Below are 22,500 nucleotides of genomic sequence, written 5' to 3' on the forward strand. Positions count from 1 at the left end.
ATATTTGAGGGGTGAAGGGGGTTAATGGCGGTTAATAATCCCTCTGATTGTTGACTTGAGTTTTGAGATTTTTCTAATGGCCAATCGATCCCCGCTTGCAATAGTTTGCTTTAGTGTGTGATGAGCGAGTATTAAGGTCAGTAGAATTAGCCCCGTTGCGACTGATGTGGCAATTGCAATAATTCCTCTTCTTGGCTTGGATTTGCGTTCTGGGGGGGTCGCTGAATCCACGATTTGAATTATTGCTCCTTCTTTGCTTTCATCGATTTTGGCTATTTCGAATTGCTTGGAGAATAACTCAAATAACGTTTCTTGGTATTTGAACTCGCGGAACTTGGCGATATAGCTGTTGCTGTCCACAGTTGTTGGTTGTTCCTTTTCTGATTTCGTTAGTTCACTTCGCAATGCTTCAAGTTCTATTTGGATCTGCCTAACTTCAGGTGTGTTGTTGGTTAAGTAACTTTTCGTGGAGGCAAGTCGGATTTCTAGTGCGGTAATTTGGGCTCGCAGTCTGGCAGGACCTTCAAGTGCAATTATGGGATTTGTATTTAGTGCACTGAGGCTCACCCCGCTAGCTGCCAAAGCCTGTTGGGCTGAAGTGAGCCGATTTTCTGTTTCAGCCATTTGTTTTTCAAAGAATGCACGCCTTTGCTGTGCTTCGGTAACTGCAAGTCGATTGAGGAGATGGCCGAGCTCTTCAATATATGTATTCGCTATAGAGGCAGCAACCTGGGGGTCTTTGTCCTCAACCGCTATCGTAATTAGACCATCCTTACCTCCACTAATTCGGCTGTAGTTTTCTAGTACTTTGCGCGCGTCCTGCCGGTATTTTTGGTCATACCGATTTAGCAGTTTGAACCGATCTATAAGCGCGTCCTCTACCGTAGTGGATTTGAGGAAGGCAATGTATAGATCGGCTGGATTTTTTAAGCCGGACGCAGCGCCAGCTAACCCACCAATTGCGCCAAGTGATTGCAGCATGTTGGCCGCCATACCTTGCTGTTGCTGAGGTGGTAAAAATCTTGCCTCCGCTGTATAGGTGGGTTGAATAAGATAAGTAATTGTCAGCGTCAGTAGCCCTGCGGCGATGGGCGTTAAAATAAGAAGTCGCAAATTTTCGGCGACTAGAATGAGTAGGTCTAGGAAACTAATCCCGTTTTTATCTTCGTTGCTGATGGTTGCTTTATTGGATGGATCGTTTTGGGAGTCGGGGTTCATATTCTCACAAGTCCTTAATTACCTTAATTGCAGCCACTCCCAGGCCAAATTGCGAAAGAATCTGCGTCCAGTCCTTCAATTGTCGTGCGACGAAGTTACGAGTTGTTTCTCGATCCAGCTTTTCGGGCACGACCAAGGCATCTCCCGGCATTAGTTTCAGGCTGTCGAAGCCTCCCCAGCCGAAAATACCACCTGCGTTATTACGGCTTACGATGCTGCCGTCAGCTCGCAGTACGAACATCTGCTCGGGATCAGCCTCCTCACGCAATCCGGCGACCTTAACGATGTCACTTACCGTACGGCCAGGTCGATATACGAACACGTTCTCGTTGTTGACGGCGCCCACGGCAGTCACGAAGCCTGGCGTAGCCGGTATGACAATACGGTCGCCATCTTCCAGCGGCAGCTCGGGCAGGCTAGCCAGCGTGGCATTCTCCGGATTCAATTCCAGCGAAATTCGACCATTGCTTTGCAGTTTGCGAAGCGATTCCAGTTGCGAACGGGCCAGTTGCTGTTGCTGTTGCATCAGCGCAGCCTGGGAAGCAGTGTCCCCTGAATTGCGGTTCGCCAGCAGGAAGAGAATCTGGCTCTGCTGCTGGCTTTCTAGTCGGCGGATTAGCATGTCTAGGTTTTCTTGCTGTTTTTTGCGTACGGAGTCGCGGTCAATGGACAGGCCGTAGATATAGGCTTGTGGCGTCAGGCCACCCACGCGGCGAAGCAGATCGCTCAGGGTCTCACCGGGCTGGGCTTCATACAGACCAGGTGCTGTGACCTCACCTTCAATGCGCACCAAGCGGGTTTGACGCTCTACCGGGAGTGTCAGGTCTTTCTGACTCAGGATGGACACCACGTCACCAGGCTGCAGCAACAGGTTTTGCGATTCGTCCTTCTGGATGACTGCCCTGCCCAGATTGAAGGGGATCAGCGTGGGGCGCAGATGGGTCTTGTCCAGTCGTTCAATAACGGCGTAATCCCAGTTGATCTGGTCCACCATATTCTTGAAGCGATTATCAAGATTCTTGCCCGCGGCATTTTTCTGAGATGCAGGCGAATCAGCCGAGAGGTTCTGCACCAGCAGGTTCTTGCGGAGGTAATAGTCGGACGTAATCAACGCGTCCTGCTCTGGGATCAGGTCGCGCACGCGCATGCCATCGAACCAACGGTAGCGCAGCGGAGCCGCCACATTGCCCTGCAGCGTGACGGCGTTGGCGAAGGCCGGGCTGATGCTCAGCAGGGTCACGATGTCGCCGTCGCGCAGCGGCTGCTTCAGGCCTTGGGCATCCAGTGTCAGATCCTGAACCTGGCGGGGCGGAGACATCGTCGGAATGACGCGCTCGATCAGGGCCTTGCGCGAGGTGGCCAGGACGGGAACGCCGCCCTTGAGCGAGAGGATGTCGCCCACGGTGCTGGGGCTGCCGTCGGCCTGAGGTTTCAATTCATAGATGGCCGGCGTATCGAGCGCGCCGCTGAAGGCCACGCGCGGGCCGGCGGGGGGAATGACGATGACGTCGCCGGGCTGCAGCGCGACATCGTTGCTCTTGTCGCCGCGGCCGATGAAGTCGTACAGATCCAGCGTGGTGACGAGCTTGCCGTTGCGCTTCAACTGGATGTTGCGCATGCTGCCCTGGCTGCTGGGGCCGCCGCTTGCGAAGAGGGCGTTGACCAGGGTGTCCAGGCTGGACAGGGTGTAGGTGCCGGGTTGGCGCGCCTGGCCCACCACATAGACCTGGATGCTGCGGAGCTGGCCCACCGTGGCGCTCACTTCGAAGTCGCGGAAGGTCCGCCCGATGCTGTTGCGCAGCGTGTTGCCGATCTCGGACACGCGCACGCCGGCCACGTTGACCGGGCCGATGCGCGGGATGCTGATCTGGCCGTTGCGGTCCACGCGCAGGTTGCCTTGGTAGTTGACGCTGCCCCAGACTTGCACGGCGAGCTCGTCGCCGGGGCCGATCAAGTGGTCCACGGGTGCGGGAGAGGTCGCGTCCGCACGGTAGGCGTCGGGCTGGGAAAACAGGTCTTGCCCATAGATGGGCAGCATCAGGCCGGTCGCCTGCTGCACGAAGGTCTGGAACTGCAAGGGCGCTTCGGCTGAACGCGCAGACGGGCGATTGCTTGACGCGCTGCCAGGGTCGGATTGCGGGCCGTTGCTGCGTCCTTCATTGCCTGCGGTGCCTAGTCGTGGAGTGCCCGGGGCGTCGTTGTTCAGATTCAAGGGGCCCGCTGGCATGCCATTGGGCATCTGCATGGCTGAGCCGTTGCCGCCTGTGCCCACGCCCTGGCCGCCGTTGCTCATTCCCTGGCCAGTGCCAGTGCCAGCGCCCATGCCACTGCTGCCGGCGGCACCGCCCGAGGTGGTGCCGTAGCCGATTCCACCCATCCCGGAACTGCTGCCGCCTGGAGTTGCGAGGGCACCGGGTCCCGTGGAGCCCAGGCCCTGGGCCTCGGCGCCGAGCTGCACCGAGCTCAGAAGAAGCGCAGCTACTGCCAGATGGATGTGGAGCGCTTTCGGGCGTACTGAAAAGATGTTCATGGAGATACGGAGGCTGAGGAAGTCGAATGCACTACAACACGGGCCGGGCGAGGCCTGACATATGTCAAGTACATGAGAAGGAGGAAGGGGCGCGTGAACCCATCGGTGTGAGCAACGATGCAGACGGCAGTCCGAGGTATTGCCTCATGTCAGGGCGCCCATGGTTTGACGGTGGAGCGAACGAAGCGGACGCTTCTTTAACGATGGGCGATCATATGTCAGTGCCTACTAAGTTCTTTAAGGTCATTGCACTATTGCCACACCTGATTTCTGTTTCGAATTGATACTGAATTGCTACAAATACATGACATCGGATCCCTTCGCTTTGCTCACTTCGTCGATGCGCGATGTTCTTCGCCGCATGATTCGTGCGGGTCGTCCGCCGTTGCACACCCTGGGGCCTGCGCGGGCGCGGGCCGCTTACGAGGTGGGCGCCGGGGTGCTGGAGGTGCCCAAAGCTGAGCTGGCGCGAGTGGAGGAGCTGTGCATCCCCGCCCGCGACGGCGCCTTGCTTTCGGCCCGGCTCTATGCCGACCGCCCGAGGGATGCCGCTGCCGATCCCGGCTTGCCGCTGCTGCTGTATCTGCATGGCGGCGGTTTCACCGTCGGCAGCGTGCAGACGCACGACGTGCTGTGCCGCGAGCTGGCCCGGCTCTCGGGCTGCATGGTCGTGTCGCTCGACTACCGGCTGGCGCCCGAGCACCGCTTTCCCACCGCGTCCAACGATGCCTGGGATGCGCTGGTCTGGCTCTCGGAGCACGCGGGCGAACTGGGAGCGGATGCCGCTCGTCTGGCGGTCGGGGGCGACAGTGCTGGCGGCACCTTGGCGGCCGTGAATGCCATCCTCGCCCGCGATGCCGGCCTGCCGCTGGCGCTGCAGCTGCTGATCTATCCCGGCTGCACGGCGCACCAGGACACCGATTCGCATCGCCGCTTCGGCCATGGGCTGGTGCTGGAGAGCGAGGCCATCGACTGGTTCTTCGGCAACTACGTGTCCAGCCCCGCCGAACGCGAGGACTGGCGCTTCGCCCCGCTGCTGGCGCCTGAGGTGGATGGTGTGGCTCCGGCGTGGGTGGGTTTGGCCGAATGCGATCCGCTGGTGGATGAGGGCGTGCAGTACGCCGACAAGCTACGGGCGGCCGGCGTGCCGGTGGATCTTGAGATCTACCGTGGGGTGACGCATGAGTTCATCAAGATGGGCCGCGCCATTCCGGAGGCACGTCGCGCGCATGCCGATGCCGCGCGTGCATTGCGCGAGGCTTTCGGCCTGCCCGAGCTGGCAGAGCAGGGGGCCGCATGAGCGCACCCATCGACTCCGCCGCGTCTGCCGCCGGCATCGAAGCTCCGGCCAATGCCGCGCGGCCGCAACCGCTGCAGAACGCCGGCTTCCGCTGCCTCCACCGTCTGCGGGTGCGCTGGGCCGAGGTGGACATGCAGAAGATCGTCTTCAATGCCCACTATCTGATGTACATCGACACGGCCATGTCGGATTACTGGCGTGCCCTGGCATTGCCCTATGAAACGGCCATGCCCACTCTGGGCGGCGAGCTCTATGTGAAGAAGGCCACGCTGCAATACCACGCATCGGCCCGGCTGGACGACGTGCTGGACATCGGCCTGCGCTGCGCAAGCGTGGGCCGGTCGTCGGTGCGGTTCGAGGCGGGCATCTTTTCCAGTTCGGGGCAGTTGCTGGTCGATGGCGAGATGATCTACGTCTTCGCCGATACGGCCACGCAGCGGCCTGCGCCGGTGCCTACGGTGCTGCGGGACTTGTTCAGCGCCTTCGAGGCCGGCGATCCGGTCGTCGATGTGGAACTGGGCCCCTGGTCCACGCTGGGCGAGGCCGCCGGGCCGCTGAGGCAGGCGGTGTTCGTGCAGGAGCAGGGCGTGCCCGCAGCGCTGGAGGCAGACGAGCTGGACGCCACTGCCCTCCATGCCGTGCTGCGCAACCGGCTGGGCGCCGTCGTGGCCACGGGACGGCTGCTGCAGCCCGCGACTGGCCTCGGCCGTATCGGGCGCATGGCGGTGGACCGGGCTCTGCGCGGCCAGGGCTGGGGTGCTGCGGTGCTGGATGCACTGGTCGAGGCCGCGCGTGCGCGTGGCGACCAACTGGTCGAGTTGCATGCGCAATGCAGTGCCGAGGCCTTCTACCGGCGGGCAGGTTTCACGCCGGTCGGTGCGCCTTTCGAAGAAGCCGGCTTGCTCCACGTCACCATGGAGCGGTGGCTGGCTGCCGAGGGCGAGTAAGGGTCGCCGGCGCTGCCGCCAAGTCGCTGTCTTGCTATGTTTTCAATAGCTGATGGCGCTTTATTTCCGAGGGCTCCGGCCGATAAAGGCCGGGTAGGCCAAGCCTCTCGCCTCGGGCCGGCCCACTGGTCGGCCAACCCGCTGCGGCTCAGATGTCTTCCAGCAGCGCGTAAGGCAGCGGCAGCAGCGTGACGGCAGGGCCCTCTGCCGCGTTGCCCACCCGCAGGCCGGCCTCTGGCGTGGCCGAGGCGATCTGCAGCGACAGCAGCGCATCCACGCCGCCATTCGGCGCCGCGGCCGACTGCACGACGGTGCCCACGGGCTGCTCGGCGTCGGCCTGGGCGAAAACCTCGGTGCCGGCTGCGGCGGCGTCGGCCGTGGCACCCGGCAGATGGGCCACATAGGTACGGCGCTTGAGCGTGCCGCGGAACTGGCTGCGTGCCACCACCTCCTGGCCCGGGTAGCAGCCCTTCTTGAAGTTCACGCCGCCCACCGATTCGTAATTGAGCATCTGCGGCACGAAGGCGTCCACCACCGGCGTGGTGAGCGTCGCGACGCCGCTCTGCACCTCGCTCCAGAGCCAGAGCGCGGGCTCCAGCGCCGCGCCGGCCGGGGCGGGCGTGCCGGCGGGCGCCACCCAGAGCGCGCGGGCCTGGCCGGCAGCGGGGTAGAGGCGCACCACGGCGGCACCGCCTTCCAGATCGCGCTTGGCCCAGGGCTCGGCGGCATCGGACAGCACGGCCTCGGCGGCGCTGCCGGCCAGGCCGTAGAGTGCGAAGTAGGCCGTGGCGTCGGTCAGCCGGGCCTTGGCCCGCAGCACGAACATGGACAGGCGCTTGAGAGTGGCGGGCAGCAGGTCGCGCGAGCAGATCAGCAGCACCTCGGTACCGCCCGAGGCGCCGGCACGCTTGAAGCCGATGAAGCTCGCCTGCATGCGCCCCTTGGCCGAAAGGAACCCGGCCAGCCGGGCGTGCTGCAGGCCCAGCAGGGCGAAGTCCTGGGTCAGCTGGCCGTGCAGGAAATGGGCGGCGTCCTCGCCTTCGACGCGGATCACGCCCAGGTGGGAGAGGGGAGTGGCGCCTTCCAGCGGCGCGGGCAGGGAAAAGGTCATGCTGAATTATGATGCCCGGCTACTTTTCTATGGAGTGCAGGGTCGTCGTGCGTCGTTTCATCGCGTGGATATTGGTATTGGTTCTGGCGGTGGGCGCCGTGGCCGCGTGGTGGCTGCAGGCGTCCATGCCCATGCGCCCACGCCCAGGCGTGGCGGCCGACCAGCCGCTGGAGTTGGCCATCGACCCCGGCACCACGCCGCGCGGCGTGGCCCAGGCCGTGGCAGCGGCGGGCGTGGCGATCGACCCGCGCGTGCTCTACGCCTGGTTCCGCGTGTCGGGCAAAGACCGGCTCATCAAGGCCGGCAACTATGAAATCCCCGTGGGCACCACCCCCTACGGCCTGCTGCAGAAGCTGGTGCGCGGCGAAGAGGCCCTGCGCGCCGTGACGCTGGTGGAAGGCTGGAACTTCCGCCAGGTGCGCCAGGCGCTGGGCCGTGAAGACCAGCTCAAGCACGACACGGCCGGGCTGACCGATGCCGAGATCATGCAGCGCCTGGGCCGCCCGGGCGTGCCGCCCGAAGGGCGCTTCTTCCCCGATACCTACAACTATTTCAAGGGCACGAGCGATCTGGCCCTGCTGCGCCGCGCCCTGCACGCCATGGACCACCGGCTGGAAGCCGCCTGGGCGCAGCGCGCGCCCGATACGCCGCTCAAGTCGGCCGATCAGGCGCTGATCCTCGCGAGCATCGTCGAGAAGGAAACCGGCCGCGCCTCGGACCGGGCCCAGATCGCCGGCGTGTTCGTCAACCGCCTGCGCGCCGGCATGCTGCTGCAGACCGACCCCACCGTCATCTACGGCATGGGCGAGAAGTTCGACGGCAACCTGCGCCGGCGCGACCTGCTCACCGACACGCCCTGGAACACCTACACCCGCCCCGGCCTGCCGCCCACGCCCATCTCCATGCCCGGCAAGGCCTCGCTGCTGGCCGCCGTGCAGCCCGAGCGCACCAATGCGCTGTACTTCGTCTCCCGGGGCGATGGCAGCAGCCAGTTCAGCCCCACCCTGGACGAACACAACCGCGCCGTGAACCGCTACCAGCGCGGCCAGACGCAGCAATGAATCCAGCCATGGGCCTATCTCCGCATTCCTCCTCCGCATCTTCCACCGCCGCTGCGCCCGCTGCCGGCGGGGCCGGGCCGCAGGGCGTCTTCATCACCTTCGAGGGGATCGACGGCGCCGGCAAGTCCTCGCACATCGAGTCGCTCGCCGCCGCGCTGCGCGCCCAGGGCCGCAATGTGGTCGTCACCCGCGAGCCCGGCGGCACGCCGCTGGCCGAAAAGCTGCGCACGCTGCTGCTGGGCGACGCCATGGACCCGCTGACCGAGGCGCTGCTGGCCTTCGCCGGCCGCCGCGACCACCTGCGCTGCGTGATCGAACCGGCTCTGGCCCGTGGCGACGTGGTGCTGTGCGACCGTTTCACCGACGCCACCTTCGCCTACCAGGGCGCGGGGCGCGGCTTCGACACTCAGGTGCTATCGATATTGGAGCGCATGGTGCAGGCCACGCCTGGGCTGCCGGGCGATTTCATCCGAAACCCCGACCTCACGCTGTGGTTCGACCTGCCGCCCGCCGAGGCCGCCGTCCGGCTGGCCGGCGCGCGCGCGCCCGACCGCTTCGAATCGCAGCCCGAGGCCTTCTTCGCCCGTGTGGCCGACGGCTACGCCGCCCGCGCCGCCAGCGCGCCCGGGCGCTTCGTGCGGCTCGATGCCCGCCAGGAGCGCGCCGCCGTCTGGGCACAGCTCGCACATGCCCTGGCCGAGCGCGGCTATCTGACACGGGCCGCGGCATGACCGAAGCCGCCATGCCCATCGCCCCCTGGCTCGCCCGGCAGCGGCAGGCGCTGCTGGCCCAGCGCGGCCATGCCTGGCTGCTGCAGGGGCCTTCCGGCCTGGGCCAGTACACGCTGGCGATGGAGCTGGTGCGTGCCTGGCTCTGCGATGCGCCCACGCCCGACGGCGCCTGCGGCCACTGCACCAGCTGCCACGCCATCGACGTGCGCGCGCATGCCGACCTGTGCGTGCTCATGCCGGAGACGCAGATGGTCGAGCTGGGCTGGCCGCTGCCCGAAAAGGCCCAGGCCGAGATCGACGACAAGAAGCGCAAGCCCAGCCGCGAGATCCGCGTGGATGCCATGCGCGATGCGGTCGAGTTCGCGCAGCGCACCTCGGCTCGCGGGCGCGGCAAGGCGGTGCTGGTCTATCCGGCCGAGCAGATGAACCACGTCACCGCCAACGCGCTGCTCAAGACGCTGGAGGAGCCGCCCGGCGACGTGCGCTTCGTGCTCGCCACCGAGGCTGCGCACCAACTGCTGCCCACTATCCGCAGCCGCTGCCTGGGCCACACCATGGTCTGGCCGCAGGAGGCCGAGATGCTGCAGTGGCTGGCCGCGCAGGGCGTGGCGCCCGATGCCGCCGGCGCCTACCTGCGCGCCGCGGGTGGGCGGCCTGCCGATGCGCTCGCCCTGGCGCAGGCCGGCCGCAGCCCCGAGGCCTGGTCGCGCCTGCCGCGTGCCATGGCGCGCGGCGACGCCACGGCTCTCGCCGACTGGTCGCCCGCAGAGGCCGTGGACGCGCTGCAGAAGCTCTGCCACGACCTGCTGGCCCAGCGCGTGGGCGCCGCCCCGCGCTACTTCGAGGCCGCCGACCTGCCCACGCCCCCGGGTGTGGGGCCGCTCACCCGCTGGGGCCGGGCCCTCGCCAAGGAGGCGCGCACGGCCGACCATCCCTTCAACGCCGGCCTGATGCTGGAAGCGCTCGCGGCGCAGGCGCGAAACACCCTACACTCGCGTCATTGACCGGCCCCAGCCCCGCTGCCGCGCCCATCCCCATTCGCACCGCCCGCCACACCGCCTTTCCATGAGCAGCCCTTCCTCCACGCCGCGCCCCAGCGTCATGCAGCTGGCCATCAAGGAAAAGGCGGCCCTGTACGCAGCTTACATACCGTTCTTCGCCGAAGGCGGCATCTTCGTGCCCACGCCGCGCGACTACCGCCTGGGCGACGATGTCTATGTGCTGCTCACCCTGCCCGAAGACACGCAGCGCTACCCCGTGGCCGGCCGCGTGGCCTGGGTCACGCCAGCGCGGGCCGCGGGCAACCGCATCCAGGGCGTGGGCATCCAGTTCCCCAAGGACGAGAAATCGCAGCAGCTCAAGGCCAAGATCGAAGCCATCCTGGGCTCCAGCCTCGGGGCCGACCGGCCCACGCAGACGATCTGATCCGACAGGGCGCGGCGCCGTCCCCGCCCACAATGGCATGCCGATCGTGATCCACGGTCGGCATTTGCTTTTGCGGCATGGGTGGCATCGGCGGCGTTCCCGGGCGGTTCGCCGCCTTTTTTGGGCCCGGCGCTGAACCTTCTGACACGGCGCGCCTCCATTTCTCCAATCACTGCACTGCCCGCATGTTCACCGACTCCCATTGCCACCTCAACTTCCCCGAGCTGCAAGCGCAGCTGCCGCAGATCCGCCAGGCCATGGCCGAAGCGCGCGTCGATCGCGCCCTGTGCATCTGCACCACCATGGAAGAATTCCCCGGCGTGCACGCGCTGGCCACGGCGCATGACAACTTCTGGGCCACGGTCGGCGTGCACCCCGACAACGAGGGCGTGACCGAGCCCTCCGTGCAGGATCTGCTGGACGGCGCCGCCCTGCCGCGCGTGGTGGCCATCGGCGAAACCGGGCTGGACTACTACGGCATGGAAGACCGCAAGGGCGGACGCACCGTGGCCGACCTGGAATGGCAGCGCGAGCGCTTCCGCACCCACATCCGCGCCGCGCGCGCCACCCGCAAGCCGCTGGTCATCCACACCCGCAACGCCTCGGACGACACCCTGGCCATCCTGCGGGAAGAGGGCGAGGACGGCCCCGGCAACCAGGCCGGCGGCGTGTTCCACTGCTTCACCGAGACCGCCGAGGTCGCCCGCGCCGCGCTGGACCTGGGCTACTACATCTCGTTTTCCGGCATCGTCACTTTCAAGAACGCCCAGCACCTGCGCGACGTGGCCGCCTTCGTGCCCATGGACCGCATGCTGATCGAGACCGACAGCCCTTATCTCGCGCCGGTGCCCTACCGGGGCAAGACCAATACGCCCGCCTACGTGCCCTTCGTGGCCCAGCAGATCGCTGCGGTCCGGGGCGTGTCCGTGGAGGAGGTGGCCGAGGCCACCAGCCGCAATTTCGACAACCTGTTTTTCAAAGGAGTGACGCCATGACGATCCAGCGGCGGCATTGCATGGCCCTGATGGCCATGCTGGCGATGGGGGGCTGCGCCCATGCGGGAGCCCACGACGAGTTCTTCACCGCGATCATCCGCGACAACGGCGACGCCATCACGTCGCTGGTCAAGCGCGGCTTCGATCCCAACACCCGCGACGCGAAGGGCCAGGTCGGCCTGACGCTGGCGCTGCGCGAAGGCTCCATGAAGGCCTTCGATGCGCTGATGAAGGCGCCCCGCATCAACGTGGAGGCGCGCAACGCCCAGGACGAAAGCCCGCTGATGATGGCCGCCATCAAGGGCAACCTGCCGGCCGCGCGCGCGCTGATCGCCAAGGACGCCGACGTCAACAAGACCGGCTGGGCGCCGCTGCACTACGCGGCCTCCTGCACCACGCCGGACGCCGCGCCCATGACGGCGCTGCTGCTCGAGAACCATGCCTACATCGACGCGGGCTCGCCCAACGGCACCACGCCGCTGATGATGGCCGTGCGCTACGGCGCGGGCGACGTGGCGCGCCTGCTGCTGGAGCAGGGTGCCGACCCGACCATCAAGAACCAGCTGGGCATGACCGCCTACGACTTCGCCAAGGGCGCGGACCGCAACGACATGGCCGATCTGATCAACGAAGCCGTGCGCAAGCGCCAGCCCCACCAGGGCAAGTGGTAAAGGCTTGGTGAGAGCCTGAGGACGGGGTGCCGGGGCTGAGCGGGCCCTGGCGCGGAGGCGGGGACCCCTCCTCGTGGTTCCGGCCTAGGCTTAAGGCTTCAGTGCAGGCCGCTGCGCGCCTGCAGCCGGGCGTAGAGGCCGCCCCGGGCGATCAGCTCGGCGTGCGAGCCCTGTTCCGCGATGCGGCCACGCTCCATCACCACCACGCGGTCGGCGTGCTCGATGGTCGAGAGGCGGTGGGCGATGACCAGCGTCGTGCGGCCACGCATCAGGCGCTGCAGGGCGTCCTGCACCAGCCGTTCCGACTCGGTGTCCAGCGCGGAAGTCGCTTCGTCCAGGATGAGGATGGGCGCGTCCTTGTAGAGCGCCCGGGCGATCGCCAGCCGCTGGCGCTGGCCGCCCGACAGCTGCGTGGCGTTGTGCCCCACCAGCGTATGCATGCCCTGCGGCAGCGCCGCCACATGGCCGGCCAGATTGGCGGCATCCAGGCAGGCCTGCACGCGGGCTTCGTCGATGGCCGCGCCCAGCGCCACGTTGGCGGCCACCGTGTCGTTGAACATCACCACGTCCTGGCTGACCATGGCGAACTGGCTGCGCAGCGCGGCCAGGTCCCACTGCTGCACCGGCAGGCCGTCCAGCAGCACCTCGCCTGAAGTGGGCGCCAGAAAGCGTGGCAGCAGGTTCACCAGCGTGGTCTTGCCCGCGCCCGAAGGGCCTACCAGCGCCACCACCTCGCCGGGGCGGATCTCCAGGGTGACCTCGTCCAGCGCCGGCGCGTGGTCGGTGCCGAACGACACGCCCACGTCCCGCAGCGCGATGGCGCCGCTCGCGCGCTGCACGCGGTGCTCGCCGCCTTGTTCGGCCGGCGAGCTTTCCAGCAGGGCCAGGCCGCGCTCCAGCGCCGCCACCCCGCGGGTGATGGGGTTGGCCACGTCCGCCATGCGGCGCATGGGGGCGATCAGCATCAGCATGGCGGCGATGAACGAGGCGAAGCCGCCCACGGTGATGCCGCGCGTGCCGGCGGCCTGGCTCTGCCAGAGCGCGATGCAGATCACGGTGGAAAGCGCCGCGGCGGCCAGCAGCTGGGTCAGCGGCGTCATCGCGGCCGAGGCGATGGTGGACTTGATGGCCAGGCGGCGCAGGCTCTGGCTCAGGTGGTCGAAGCGCTTGGCCTGGCCGGGCTGGGCGCCGTGCAGGCGCACCATGCGGTGGGCCAGCACGTTTTCCTCCACCACGTAGGCCAGGTCGTCGGTCGCTTGCTGGCTGCTCTTGGTGAGGCTGTAGATGCGCCGCGACAGGCTCTTCATGATCCAGGCGACCCCGGGCACCAGCACGGTCACGATCAGCGTCAGCTGCCAGTTCAGGTAGATCAGGTAGCCCAGCAGCGCCACCAGCGTGAAGCCGTCGCGCGACACGCCGATCAGCGCCTGCACCAGCGACTGGAAGCCGGTCTGCACCTCATAGACCACGGTGTTCGAGAGGGCGCTGGCCGACTGCCGGCCGAAAAGGCCCATGTCGGCCGCCAGCAGCCGGTCGAAGAGGGCCGTGCGCAGTTTCAGCATGCCTTCGTTGGCGATGCGCGCGAGCGCGTACTGCGCGCAGAACTGCGCGATGCCGCGCATGAGGAAGACGCCCATGATGGCCAGCGGCACCATCCAGAGCTTGAGCGTGCCCTCGGTGAAGCCCTGGTCCAGCAGAGGTTTGAGCAGGGCGGGGATGAGCGGCTCGGTGATCGCGCCCATCAGGGTCGCGGCGATGGCGATGGCCCACAACGCATGCTGATACCCGAAGTACGGATACAGGCGCTTGATGCGGGCGAGGAGGGTGGGGGCCCTGGTTTCCCCCACTGGCGGCACCTGCGTGGCGCTATGATTCGGAACTTGCATGAGGGATCGGATTCTACGTTTTGGCTTTGCACAGATTGTCACAGGCATCTGTAGGTGATGTGTAACATGCACGGCTCCGTTGCCAGCACTCACGGTTACCCGATCGTTGGACCAATGACTACTGACCGAACTCCTCATCTCCTCGCTCCCCTTGCGGCCGCGCCGCGACTCTCCCGCCGCCACATGGTCGCCGCTCTCGCGGCTTCCTCGGCCCTTCCCGCCGTTCCGGCCCTGGCGCAGTTCCGTGTCGAGATCAAGGGCGTGGGGCTGACCCAGCTGCCCATCGCCATCGCGCCGTTCCGGGGCGAGGCCCAGTCGCCGCAGAAGATCTCCGCCATCGTGCAGGCCGATCTGGAGCGCAGCGGCCAGTTCGTGGGCGTCGATGCCTCCGATGCTTCGCTCGACGAATCCTCCCGTCCTGACCTGGCCCAGTGGCGCCAGAAGAAGGCCGACTCCCTCGTCTCCGGCAGTGTCACCCGCCAGCCCGATGGCCGCTACGACGTGCGCTTCCGCCTGTGGGACGTGGTCAAGGGCCAGGATCTGGGGGGGCAGAGCTTCGTCATCACCGAAGGCGACCTGCGCCTGGCGGCCCACCGCATCGCGGACTTCGTCTATGAAAAGCTGACCGGCGAGCGCGGGGTGTTCTCCACCCGCATCGCCTACGTCACCAAATCGGGCGGCCGCTACAGCCTCTGGGTGGCCGATGCCGATGGTGAGAACGCGCAGTCCGCGCTTTCCAGCCCCGAACCCATCATCTCGCCGGCCTGGTCGCCCACCGGCGGCCAGCTGGCCTATGTGTCGTTCGAGTCGCGCAAGCCCGTGGTCTATGTGCACGACGTGGCCACCGGCCGCCGCCGCCTGATCGCCAACTTCCGCGGCTCCAACAGCGCTCCGGCCTGGGCGCCGGACGGCCGCTCGCTGGCCGTTACGCTCAGCCGCGACGGCGGCTCGCAGCTTTACATGATCGACGCCAACGGCGGCGAGCCCCGCCGCCTGATGCAAAGCAGCGGCATCGACACCGAGCCGGTCTTCTCCAGCGACGGGCGCAGCATCTATTTCGTGAGCGACCGCGGCGGCTCGCCGCAGATCTACCGCGTGTCCTCCAGCGGTGGCAATGCCGAGCGCGTGACCTTCTCCGGCTCCTACAACATTTCTCCGAGCGTCAGCGCGGACGGCCAGTGGTTGGCCTATATCTCCCGCATCGGCGGCGCATTCAAACTGCATGTCATGGACCTGAAATCGGGCACCGTGAATGCCATCACCGACACCACGGCCGACGAGAGCCCGAGCTTCGCGCCCAACAGCAAGCTCATCGTCTACGCCACCCAGCAGCAAGGCCGCGAGGCGCTCATGACCACCACCCTGGACGGCCGCATCAAGGCCCGCCTGGCGGGCAAGAGCGGCGATATCCGCGAGCCCGACTGGGGCCCGTTCCAGAAGCAGTGATTTACCCCGTTACCTTTATAGAAGATCAGTCCGACAGGAGAAATTGAATGATGAATGCCAAGCTCAAGCGCGTATCCCTCGCTCTCGCCATCACGGCCCTGATGGCCGGTTGCAGTTCCGGCGTCAAGCTGGAAGATGCCCCGGTGGAAAACCGTGGCGCCACCTCCACCAACGGCGGCGCCAATGCCGGCGGCGCAGGCCAGAGCGGTGTCGCTCCGGTGAACCTGGATGCCTCCGCGCGCGATGCCGCAGGCCCCGTGGGCGTGGCCCGCATCATCTACTTCGACTACGACAGCTACGTCATCAAGAACGAATTCCAGCCCGTGCTGGAGGCGCACGCCAAGTTCCTGAAGGCTTCGCCCAACCGCAAGGTCATGATCGAAGGCCACACCGACGAGCGCGGCGGCCGCGAATACAACCTGGCCCTGGGCCAGAAGCGTGCCGAGGCCGTGCGCCGCGCGCTGGCGCTGCTGGGCGTGCCTGACAGCCAGATGGAAGCCGTGAGCTTCGGCAAGGAAAAGCCTGCCGCTCAAGGCAACACCGAAGACGTGTACGCGCAAAACCGCCGCGCCGAGCTGTCGTACCGCTAATGGCTGCAGCAGCACAACATCGCGTCAGGCGTGGGCATTTCGCCGCTGCCGCGCTGGTGGCTGCCGTGCTGGGCGCTGCGGCGCCCGCAGGGCATGCCGCGCTGTTCGAGGACGACGAGGCTCGCCGCGCCATCCTCGAGCTGCGCCAGCGTGTTGACAGCCTGCAGCAGAGCGCCGCGCGCTCGGCCGACGACGCCGCCCAGATGCGCCGCAGCCTGCTCGATCTGCAGACGCAGATCGAGACGCTGCGCTCCGACCAGGCATCGCTGCGCGGCCAGAGCGAACAGCTGACGCGCGATGCGGCCGATCTGCAGCGCCGCCAGAAGGAAATGGCCCAGGGCGTGGACGAGCGGCTGCGCCAGTTCGAGCCCGCCAAGGTCACCGTGGATGGCCGGGAATTCCAGGCGGACCCGGCGGAAAAGCGTGACTTCGAGGCGGCTCTGGCGGTCTTCCGCTCGGGCAAGTTCGCCGATGCGGCACCGCTTTTCACCAGCTTCGTGCGCCAGTACCCGTCGAGCGGCTACGTGCCTTCCGCACGCTTCTGGCTGGGCAATGCCCTCTATGCCACGCGCGACTACAAGGGCGCCATCGACAACTTCAAGGGCTTGCTGGCCGCCGCGCCGGACCATGCCCGCGCACCCGAAGCGGCTCTTTCCATCGCCAACTGTCAGGTCGAGCTGAAGGACACGCGCGCGGCACGCAAGACGCTGGAAGACCTGATCCGGGTCTATCCCCAGTCCGAGGCGGCCACCGCTGCCAAGGAACGCCTGGCCCGTCTGAAGTGATCGCGGCGGAGAGTCCACACGGCAGTGTCGACGCGCTGCTGGAGGCCGATGCCGAGCGCCGCTTCGGCGGCCTGGCCCGGCTCTATGGCGTCGAAGGCGCCGCCCGCATCCGCGCCGCGCATGTCGCGGTGATCGGCATCGGCGGCGTCGGCTCCTGGGCTGCCGAGGCGCTGGCCCGCAGCGGCGTGGCCCGGCTGACCCTGGTGGACATGGACCACATCGCCGAGTCCAACGTCAATCGCCAGATCCACGCGACCACGCCCACGCTGGGGCAGGCCAAGGTCGATGCCATGAAGGAGCGTATCGCGCTCATCCATCCCGGTTGCGCCGTCGATTGCATCGACGATTTCGTCACGGCGACCAATTGGCCCGATCTGCTGCCCGCCGGGTGCGATGCGGTGATCGACGCCTGCGACGACGTGAAGGCCAAGGTCGCGCTGGCGGCCTGGGCGATGCGGGCCAAGCGCTCCACCACCTTCATCACCGTCGGGGCGGCCGGGGGCAAGCGGCTGGCGCACCGGGTGGATATCGACGATCTCTCGAAGACCACGCATGACCCGCTGCTGGCGCAGCTGCGCTATCGCCTGCGCAAGGAATACGGCGCCCGCCGCGAAGGCAAGACCATCGGGGTTGCCTGCGTATTCAGCCGGGAGCCGGTGGCGCCGCCGCACGCATCGTGCCAGCTGGAGGCCTCGGGCGACGGCAGCCTGAACTGCCATGGCTATGGTTCCGTGGTGTCGGTGACCGCCACTTTCGGGCAATGTGCGGCCGGATGGGTGCTCGATGCACTCGCTGTGGCCAAACCCCAAAAAATCGGGCTATAATTCAAGGCTTTGCTGCAGTGCAAAAACTGCTTATTGCAGCAAAGGGACGTTAGCTCAGTTGGTAGAGCAGCGGACTTTTAATCCGTTTGTCGTGGGTTCGACCCCCGCACGTCCCACCAGAATTGCCTTCGTTGGCACCCTTGAAAAGCCCGCTGTTGCCAAGACAGCGGGCTTTTTTCTTGTCCGCTGGTTCGTGGCTGCCTTGGATTGGTTGCCTCAGTCAGGGCGCTTTGCGGAATGGCACGCCCGAGAGCTTGAAGCCGGACTTGATGCCTTTGTGGGCGAACCATCCCTGGTTCATTTCCAGAACGTAGCGCACGGGCTTGGCGGAGCAGTGCGAATCGAGCGTCTGCGGCTTCATGTCGGCCAGGTTGACGATGGTGCCGTCATCAGCTACGAAGGCGGCCGTCAGGGGCAGCAGGGTGTTCTTCATCCAGAAGCACTGGGTTGCGGGCTGCTCGAACACGAACAGCATGCCTTCCTGGGCGGGCATTTCCTGGCGGAACATCAGGCCGATCTCGCGCTGCTCGGGCGTCACGGCCACCTGCGCGTCGATCCGGTGGATGCCGGCGGTGATGTCCACGCGCTGCAGTTGCATCTGGGGCTCCTTCGGTTGCGCCTGCGCCGCTCCGTGCATGGTGAGCAGGGCCGCGGCCATCGCCATGGCCTGGGCGATGTGGCGGATGGGAGAGCGGGGGAGAAATCTGTGTGTCATTGCGAGGGAGGGTGTGTCGCTGCCTGATGCCGTTTCGTGCCCATGCCGGACGAGCCGGGAAAACGGCGGACAAAAGAAAAAGCCCGCACGGGGCGGGCTGCTCGGCCAAGCCCCAGGGGGCCAGGGCGTGCTTGCATCAGGCTGCGGCCTTGTGCTTCTTGTGCTTCTTGGAAGCGACCTTCTTGGAAGCCTTGTGGCTGTGAGCCTTGGCCGCCTTGGGAGCGGGGGCGTCAGCCATTTGGGCTGCAGGTGCTGCCTGCACGGGAGCTGCCGGAGCCGGGGCTTGGGCGAATGCACCGGCGGTGTACAGGCCGGCGGAGATCAGGACAGCGAGGAGTTTTTTCATGTATGCCAATTCCTAGAGGACGATGCTCGCGGGGAAGTCCGCGAGGCCATGTTTTAACGGATTTTCGGCCCCCCGCGTTGACAAAGTACGCAATGTCTTTATCGCTAGAATCGAAAGGTTGCAGACAGCTCGTCGGTGCGCAGAGAACGCCTTGAACGAATTCACCGGAGATACCCCCTACATGACCAGCTACCAGCACATTCAGGTGCCTGCCGAGGGCCAGAAGATCACCGCCAACGCCGACATGTCGTTGAATGTGCCGGCCCAGCCCATCATCCCCTTCATCGAGGGGGACGGCACCGGTGTCGATATCACCCCGGTGATGCTGAAGGTGGTGGATGCTGCGGTGGAAAAGGCGTATGGCGGCCAGCGCCGTATCCGCTGGATGGAAGTGTTCGCGGGCGAGAAGGCCACGCGGGTCTATGGCCCCGACGTCTGGCTGCCCGAAGAGACCGTGCAGGCCGTGCGCGAGTACCTGGTGTCGATCAAGGGCCCGCTCACCACGCCGGTCGGCGGCGGCATCCGGTCGCTGAACGTGGCGCTGCGCCAGCAGCTGGATCTCTACGTGTGCCTGCGGCCCATCCAGTATTTCGAGGGCGTGCCTTCGCCGCTGAAGGACCCGCACAAGACCGACATGGTGATCTTCCGCGAGAACTCCGAAGACATCTATGCCGGCATCGAATTCGAAGCCGGCTCGGACAAGGCCCGGCGCCTCATCGACTTCCTGCGCAATGAGATCGGCATCCAGAAGATCCGCTTCCCGGAAACCTCCGGCATCGGCATCAAGCCGGTCTCGCGCGAAGGCACCGAGCGGCTGGTGCGCAAGGCGATCCAGTACGCCATCGACCACGACAAGCCCAGCGTCACGCTCGTGCACAAGGGCAACATCATGAAGTTCACGGAAGGCAGCTTCCGTGACTGGGGCTATGCCCTGGCGCAGAAGGAATTCGGCGCCGAGCTGATCGACGGCGGCCCGTGGATGAAGCTCAAGAACCCGAAGACCGGCAAGGAGATCACGGTCAAGGACAGCATCGCCGACGCCTTCCTGCAGCAGATCCTGCTGCGCCCGGCCGAATACAGCGTGATTGCCACGCTCAACCTCAACGGCGACTACATCAGCGATGCGCTGGCTGCGCAGGTGGGCGGCATGGGCATCGCGCCGGGCGCGAACCTCTCCGATTCGGTGGCGATGTTCGAGGCCACCCACGGCACCGGCCCCAAGTACGCCGGCAAGGACTACGTCAACCCGGGCTCGGAGATCCTCTCGGCCGAGATGATGCTGCGCCACCTGGGCTGGTCCGAGGCCGCCGACCTCATCATCAGCGCGATGAAGAAGGCCATCCAGAGCAAGCGCGTGACCTACGACTTCGCCCGCATGATGGAGGGCGCGACCCAGGTCAGCTGCTCCGGCTTCGGCCGCGTGATGATCGAGAACATGTGAGAACACCGCCGGCGTCCCCCGATCGCCGGCTTCATGCCGCCGGCCTGCAGCGACCGCCAGTGCCTGCTGCAACGCTTTCTTTTTTCCAGTGCATCGGGGCCTTTGCGCCCCATTGAGGAGATTCCATGAGTAGCGAGAAACCCACCATCATCTATACCCTGACGGACGAAGCGCCGCGCCTGGCGACGGCGTCGTTCCTGCCGATCGTGCGCACGTTCACCGCGCCGGCCGGCATCGATGTGGTGGAAAGCGACATCTCGGTGGCCGCCCGCGTGCTGGGCGAGTTCCCCGAATTCCTCAAGGACGACCAGAAGGTGCCCAACACCCTGGCCGAACTGGGCAAGAAGACGCTGGAGCCCGATGCCAACATCATCAAGCTGCCCAACATCAGCGCCTCCGTGTCGCAGCTGATGGCCTGCATCAAGGAACTGCAGGGCAAGGGCTATGCGATTCCCGACTTCCCGGAAGATCCGAAGACCGACGAAGAAAAGGCCATCCGCGCGCGCTATGCCAAGTGCATCGGCAGCTCCGTGAACCCGGTGCTGCGCGAAGGCAACTCCGACCGCCGCGCACCCAAGGCCGTCAAGGAATACGCCCGCAAGAACCCGCACTCCATGGCCGAGTGGAGCCAGGCGTCGCGCTCGCACGTCTCGCACATGCACCATGGCGATTTCTATCACGGCGAAAAGTCCATCACCCTGGACAAGGCCCGCGACGTGAAGATGGAACTGGTGACCGACAGCGGCAAGACCATCTTGCTCAAGCCCAAGGTCGCGCTCAAGGACGGCGAGATCATCGACAGCATGTTCATGAGCAAGAAGGCCCTGCTGGCCTTCTACGAAAAGGAGATCGAGGACGCGCACAAGACGGGCGTGATGTTCTCGCTGCACGTCAAGGCCACGATGATGAAGGTCTCGCACCCCATCGTGTTCGGCCACTGCGTGCGCATCTTCTACAAGGACGCGTTCGAGAAACACGCCAAGCTGTTCGAAGAGCTGGGCGTGAACGTCAACAACGGCATGGTCAATCTCTACGACAAGATCGCCACCCTGCCGCAAAGCAAGCAGGACGAGATCAAGCGCGACCTGCACGCCTGCCATGAGCACCGCCCCGAGCTGGCGATGGTCGATTCCGCCAAGGGCATCACCAACTTCCACTCGCCCAACGACGTGATCGTCGATGCCTCCATGCCCGCCATGATCCGCAACGGCGGCAAGATGTGGGGCGCCGACGGCCGCCTGAAGGACGTGAAGGCCGTGATGCCCGAATCGACCTTCGCCCGCATCTACCAGGAGATGATCAACTTCTGCAAGTGGCACGGCGCGTTCGATCCCAAGACCATGGGCACGGTGCCCAACGTGGGCCTGATGGCCCAGCAGGCCGAGGAATACGGCTCGCACGACAAGACCTTCGAAGTGCCCGAAGGCGGCACGGCCAACATCGTGGACCTGGCGACCGGCGAAGTGCTGCTGAGCCAGGCCGTGGAAGCCGGCGACATCTGGCGCATGTGCCAGGTCAAGGACGCCGCCATCCAGGACTGGGTCAAGCTGGCCGTCACCCGCGCACGCAATTCCGGCATGCCGGCCGTGTTCTGGCTGGACCCGTACCGCCCGCACGAAAACGAAGTCATCAAGAAGGTCAAGAAGTACCTCAAGGACTACGACACGAACGGTCTGGACATCCAGATCATGAGCCAGGTGCGCGCCATGCGCTACACGCTCGAGCGCGTGATCCGCGGCCTGGACACCATCTCGGTGACCGGCAACATCCTGCGCGATTACCTGACCGACCTGTTCCCCATCATGGAACTGGGCACCAGCGCCAAGATGCTGTCCATCGTCCCGCTGATGGCCGGCGGCGGCATGTACGAAACGGGTGCCGGCGGCTCGGCCCCCAAGCACGTGCAGCAGCTGGTGGAAGAGAACCACCTGCGCTGGGACTCGCTGGGTGAATTCCTGGCGCTGGCCGTGAGCCTTGAAGACCTGGGCATCAAGGAAAACAACGCGCAGGCCAAGATCCTGTCCAAGACGCTGGACGCTGCCACCGGCAAGCTGCTGGACAACAACAAGAACCCCAGCCCCAAGACCGGCCAGCTGGACAACCGCGGCAGCCAGTTCTACCTGGCCCTGTACTGGGCGCAGGAACTGGCCGCGCAGACGGAAGACAAGGCGCTGCAGGCGCGCTTCGCTCCCGTCGCCAAGGCGCTGGCCGACAACGAGCAGGCCATCGTGGGCGAGCTGGCCGCGGTGCAAGGCAAGCCGGTGGACATCGGCGGTTACTACCAGGCCGATCCGGCCAAGCTGGAAGCCGTCATGCGCCCCAGCAAGACGCTGAACGACATCCTCGCTGCCGCCTGAGCCGCAAGGCTCAAGACCGCTGGCGGATGCGCGCCGGGTTCGCCCGGCGATCCCATCCGCCACCGATCTGCCAGCGATCCGTTCATCGCAGGAAACCCGCTTCGGCGGGTTTTTTCATTTC

Annotated in this window: 20 protein-coding genes and 1 tRNA gene; 15 read left to right on the plus strand and 6 right to left on the minus strand. The window is 65.7% G+C overall.

Annotated elements, in window-relative coordinates; genetic code table 11:
* Nucleotides 1-21: 21 nt before the first annotated feature.
* Nucleotides 22-1,218 (minus strand): Wzz/FepE/Etk N-terminal domain-containing protein, encoded by a 1,197-nt coding sequence (locus tag BM070_RS07700; protein WP_092939081.1) that lies wholly within the window; start codon nt 1,216-1,218, stop codon nt 22-24.
* Between the two features lie 4 nt (nt 1,219-1,222).
* Nucleotides 1,223-3,748, minus strand: a complete 2,526-nt coding sequence (locus BM070_RS07705) for a polysaccharide biosynthesis/export family protein (protein WP_245785144.1) — start codon at nt 3,746-3,748, stop codon at nt 1,223-1,225.
* A 304-nt stretch (nt 3,749-4,052) separates the two neighbouring features.
* On the opposite strand from BM070_RS07705, the gene BM070_RS07710 reads away from it, so the two are divergent.
* Together BM070_RS07710 and BM070_RS07715 are read left to right on the plus strand one after the other, a co-directional pair.
* Nucleotides 4,053-5,048, plus strand: coding sequence for an alpha/beta hydrolase (locus BM070_RS07710; RefSeq protein WP_092939082.1), 996 nt, complete (start codon nt 4,053-4,055; stop codon nt 5,046-5,048).
* A 71-nt stretch (nt 5,049-5,119) separates the two neighbouring features.
* The gene (locus BM070_RS07715; RefSeq protein ID WP_092939241.1) at nt 5,120-5,995 is read left to right on the plus strand and encodes a YbgC/FadM family acyl-CoA thioesterase; all 876 of its coding nucleotides are present in this window, start codon (nt 5,120-5,122) and stop codon (nt 5,993-5,995) included.
* A gap of 148 nt (nt 5,996-6,143) precedes the next feature.
* Here BM070_RS07715 and ygfZ read toward each other — a convergent pair whose 3' ends face one another.
* Entirely contained in the window at nt 6,144-7,106 is a 963-nt protein-coding gene (gene ygfZ, locus BM070_RS07720) for a CAF17-like 4Fe-4S cluster assembly/insertion protein YgfZ (protein ID WP_092939083.1), read from the minus strand.
* Between the two features lie 29 nt (nt 7,107-7,135).
* On the opposite strand from ygfZ, the gene mltG reads away from it, so the two are divergent.
* The 6 genes from mltG (at nt 7,136) to BM070_RS07750 (ending at nt 11,989) form a co-directional block, all read left to right on the plus strand.
* Nucleotides 7,136-8,167 carry an endolytic transglycosylase MltG gene (gene mltG / locus BM070_RS07725; protein WP_434803176.1) on the plus strand — a complete coding sequence of 344 codons (1,032 nt, stop codon included), beginning with the start codon at nt 7,136-7,138 and terminating at the stop codon, nt 8,165-8,167.
* Nucleotides 8,168-8,175: 8 nt separating this feature from the next.
* A complete protein-coding gene (gene tmk, locus BM070_RS07730) occupies nt 8,176-8,898 on the plus strand; it encodes a dTMP kinase (RefSeq protein ID WP_092939085.1) in 723 nt (240 codons plus the stop codon).
* Nucleotides 8,895-9,902 carry a DNA polymerase III delta subunit-related protein gene (locus BM070_RS07735; RefSeq protein WP_092939086.1) on the plus strand — a complete coding sequence of 336 codons (1,008 nt, stop codon included), beginning with the start codon at nt 8,895-8,897 and terminating at the stop codon, nt 9,900-9,902. The genes tmk and BM070_RS07735 overlap by 4 nt, the downstream gene beginning before the upstream one ends.
* Nucleotides 9,903-9,963: 61 nt before the next feature.
* A complete protein-coding gene (locus BM070_RS07740) occupies nt 9,964-10,323 on the plus strand; it encodes a PilZ domain-containing protein (RefSeq protein WP_092939087.1) in 360 nt (119 codons plus the stop codon).
* A gap of 185 nt (nt 10,324-10,508) precedes the next feature.
* Complete coding sequence (locus BM070_RS07745; protein ID WP_092939088.1) at nt 10,509-11,318, plus strand: TatD family hydrolase; 810 nt, start codon at nt 10,509-10,511, stop codon at nt 11,316-11,318.
* A complete protein-coding gene (locus tag BM070_RS07750; protein WP_092939089.1) occupies nt 11,315-11,989 on the plus strand; it encodes an ankyrin repeat domain-containing protein in 675 nt (224 codons plus the stop codon). The genes BM070_RS07745 and BM070_RS07750 overlap by 4 nt, the downstream gene beginning before the upstream one ends.
* 98 nt (nt 11,990-12,087) lie before the next feature.
* Here the strand turns inward: BM070_RS07750 and msbA are convergent, their stop codons facing one another.
* On the minus strand, nt 12,088-13,875 hold the full coding sequence (gene msbA / locus BM070_RS07755) for a lipid A export permease/ATP-binding protein MsbA (protein ID WP_092939090.1): 1,788 nt from the start codon (nt 13,873-13,875) through the stop codon (nt 12,088-12,090).
* A gap of 114 nt (nt 13,876-13,989) precedes the next feature.
* Between msbA and tolB the strand changes: the two genes are divergently transcribed.
* The 5 genes from tolB (at nt 13,990) to BM070_RS07780 (ending at nt 17,639) form a co-directional block, all read left to right on the plus strand.
* Nucleotides 13,990-15,321, plus strand: coding sequence for a Tol-Pal system beta propeller repeat protein TolB (gene tolB / locus BM070_RS07760; protein ID WP_092939091.1), 1,332 nt, complete (start codon nt 13,990-13,992; stop codon nt 15,319-15,321).
* 47 nt (nt 15,322-15,368) lie between these two features.
* Nucleotides 15,369-15,911 (plus strand): peptidoglycan-associated lipoprotein Pal, encoded by a 543-nt coding sequence (pal, locus tag BM070_RS07765; protein ID WP_092939092.1) that lies wholly within the window; start codon nt 15,369-15,371, stop codon nt 15,909-15,911.
* A complete protein-coding gene (ybgF, locus tag BM070_RS07770; protein ID WP_092939093.1) occupies nt 15,911-16,696 on the plus strand; it encodes a tol-pal system protein YbgF in 786 nt (261 codons plus the stop codon). Before pal ends, ybgF begins: the two co-directional genes overlap by 1 nt.
* Nucleotides 16,693-17,520: a tRNA threonylcarbamoyladenosine dehydratase gene (locus tag BM070_RS07775; RefSeq protein WP_245785146.1), complete on the plus strand. Its 828-nt coding sequence runs from the start codon at nt 16,693-16,695 to the stop codon at nt 17,518-17,520. The genes ybgF and BM070_RS07775 overlap by 4 nt, the downstream gene beginning before the upstream one ends.
* 43 nt (nt 17,521-17,563) lie before the next feature.
* Nucleotides 17,564-17,639, plus strand: a tRNA-Lys gene (locus tag BM070_RS07780).
* Between the two features lie 101 nt (nt 17,640-17,740).
* Here the strand turns inward: BM070_RS07780 and BM070_RS07785 are convergent.
* Both BM070_RS07785 and BM070_RS07790 read right to left on the minus strand, forming a co-directional pair.
* The gene (locus BM070_RS07785; protein WP_092939094.1) at nt 17,741-18,235 is read right to left on the minus strand and encodes a DUF192 domain-containing protein; all 495 of its coding nucleotides are present in this window, start codon (nt 18,233-18,235) and stop codon (nt 17,741-17,743) included.
* A 136-nt stretch (nt 18,236-18,371) separates the two neighbouring features.
* A complete protein-coding gene (locus tag BM070_RS07790) occupies nt 18,372-18,581 on the minus strand; it encodes a hypothetical protein (RefSeq protein WP_092939095.1) in 210 nt (69 codons plus the stop codon).
* Nucleotides 18,582-18,762: 181 nt separating this feature from the next.
* Between BM070_RS07790 and icd the strand changes: the two genes are divergently transcribed.
* Both icd and BM070_RS07800 read left to right on the plus strand, forming a co-directional pair.
* Nucleotides 18,763-20,022 (plus strand): NADP-dependent isocitrate dehydrogenase, encoded by a 1,260-nt coding sequence (gene icd, locus BM070_RS07795; protein ID WP_092939096.1) that lies wholly within the window; start codon nt 18,763-18,765, stop codon nt 20,020-20,022.
* Nucleotides 20,023-20,147: 125 nt separating this feature from the next.
* Nucleotides 20,148-22,379, plus strand: coding sequence for an NADP-dependent isocitrate dehydrogenase (locus BM070_RS07800; protein ID WP_092939097.1), 2,232 nt, complete (start codon nt 20,148-20,150; stop codon nt 22,377-22,379).
* The last annotated feature ends 121 nt before the right edge of the window (nt 22,380-22,500 follow it).

It is taken from the genome of Paracidovorax wautersii, assembly GCF_900113035.1.
Lineage (GTDB): Bacteria > Pseudomonadota > Gammaproteobacteria > Burkholderiales > Burkholderiaceae_C > Paracidovorax > Paracidovorax wautersii.

Bases quoted from the DNA above. Each gene is read 5' to 3' on its own strand.
- BM070_RS07800 (WP_092939097.1), top strand. From the start codon at position 20,148: ATGAGTAGCGAGAAACCCACCATCATCTATACCCTGACGGACGAAGCG.
- pal (WP_092939092.1), top strand. From the start codon at position 15,369: ATGATGAATGCCAAGCTCAAGCGCGTATCCCTCGCTCTCGCCATCACG.
- ybgF (WP_092939093.1), top strand. From the start codon at position 15,911: ATGGCTGCAGCAGCACAACATCGCGTCAGGCGTGGGCATTTCGCCGCT.
- tmk (WP_092939085.1), top strand. From the start codon at position 8,176: ATGGGCCTATCTCCGCATTCCTCCTCCGCATCTTCCACCGCCGCTGCG.
- BM070_RS07745 (WP_092939088.1), top strand. From the start codon at position 10,509: ATGTTCACCGACTCCCATTGCCACCTCAACTTCCCCGAGCTGCAAGCG.
- BM070_RS07700 (WP_092939081.1), bottom strand. From the start codon at position 1,218: ATGAACCCCGACTCCCAAAACGATCCATCCAATAAAGCAACCATCAGC.
- BM070_RS07705 (WP_245785144.1), bottom strand. From the start codon at position 3,748: ATGAACATCTTTTCAGTACGCCCGAAAGCGCTCCACATCCATCTGGCA.
- tolB (WP_092939091.1), top strand. From the start codon at position 13,990: ATGACTACTGACCGAACTCCTCATCTCCTCGCTCCCCTTGCGGCCGCG.
- BM070_RS07735 (WP_092939086.1), top strand. From the start codon at position 8,895: ATGACCGAAGCCGCCATGCCCATCGCCCCCTGGCTCGCCCGGCAGCGG.
- BM070_RS07750 (WP_092939089.1), top strand. From the start codon at position 11,315: ATGACGATCCAGCGGCGGCATTGCATGGCCCTGATGGCCATGCTGGCG.
- BM070_RS07790 (WP_092939095.1), bottom strand. From the start codon at position 18,581: ATGAAAAAACTCCTCGCTGTCCTGATCTCCGCCGGCCTGTACACCGCC.
- mltG (WP_434803176.1), top strand. From the start codon at position 7,136: ATGGAGTGCAGGGTCGTCGTGCGTCGTTTCATCGCGTGGATATTGGTA.
- BM070_RS07710 (WP_092939082.1), top strand. From the start codon at position 4,053: ATGACATCGGATCCCTTCGCTTTGCTCACTTCGTCGATGCGCGATGTT.
- ygfZ (WP_092939083.1), bottom strand. From the start codon at position 7,106: ATGACCTTTTCCCTGCCCGCGCCGCTGGAAGGCGCCACTCCCCTCTCC.
- icd (WP_092939096.1), top strand. From the start codon at position 18,763: ATGACCAGCTACCAGCACATTCAGGTGCCTGCCGAGGGCCAGAAGATC.
- msbA (WP_092939090.1), bottom strand. From the start codon at position 13,875: ATGCAAGTTCCGAATCATAGCGCCACGCAGGTGCCGCCAGTGGGGGAA.
- BM070_RS07785 (WP_092939094.1), bottom strand. From the start codon at position 18,235: ATGACACACAGATTTCTCCCCCGCTCTCCCATCCGCCACATCGCCCAG.
- BM070_RS07740 (WP_092939087.1), top strand. From the start codon at position 9,964: ATGAGCAGCCCTTCCTCCACGCCGCGCCCCAGCGTCATGCAGCTGGCC.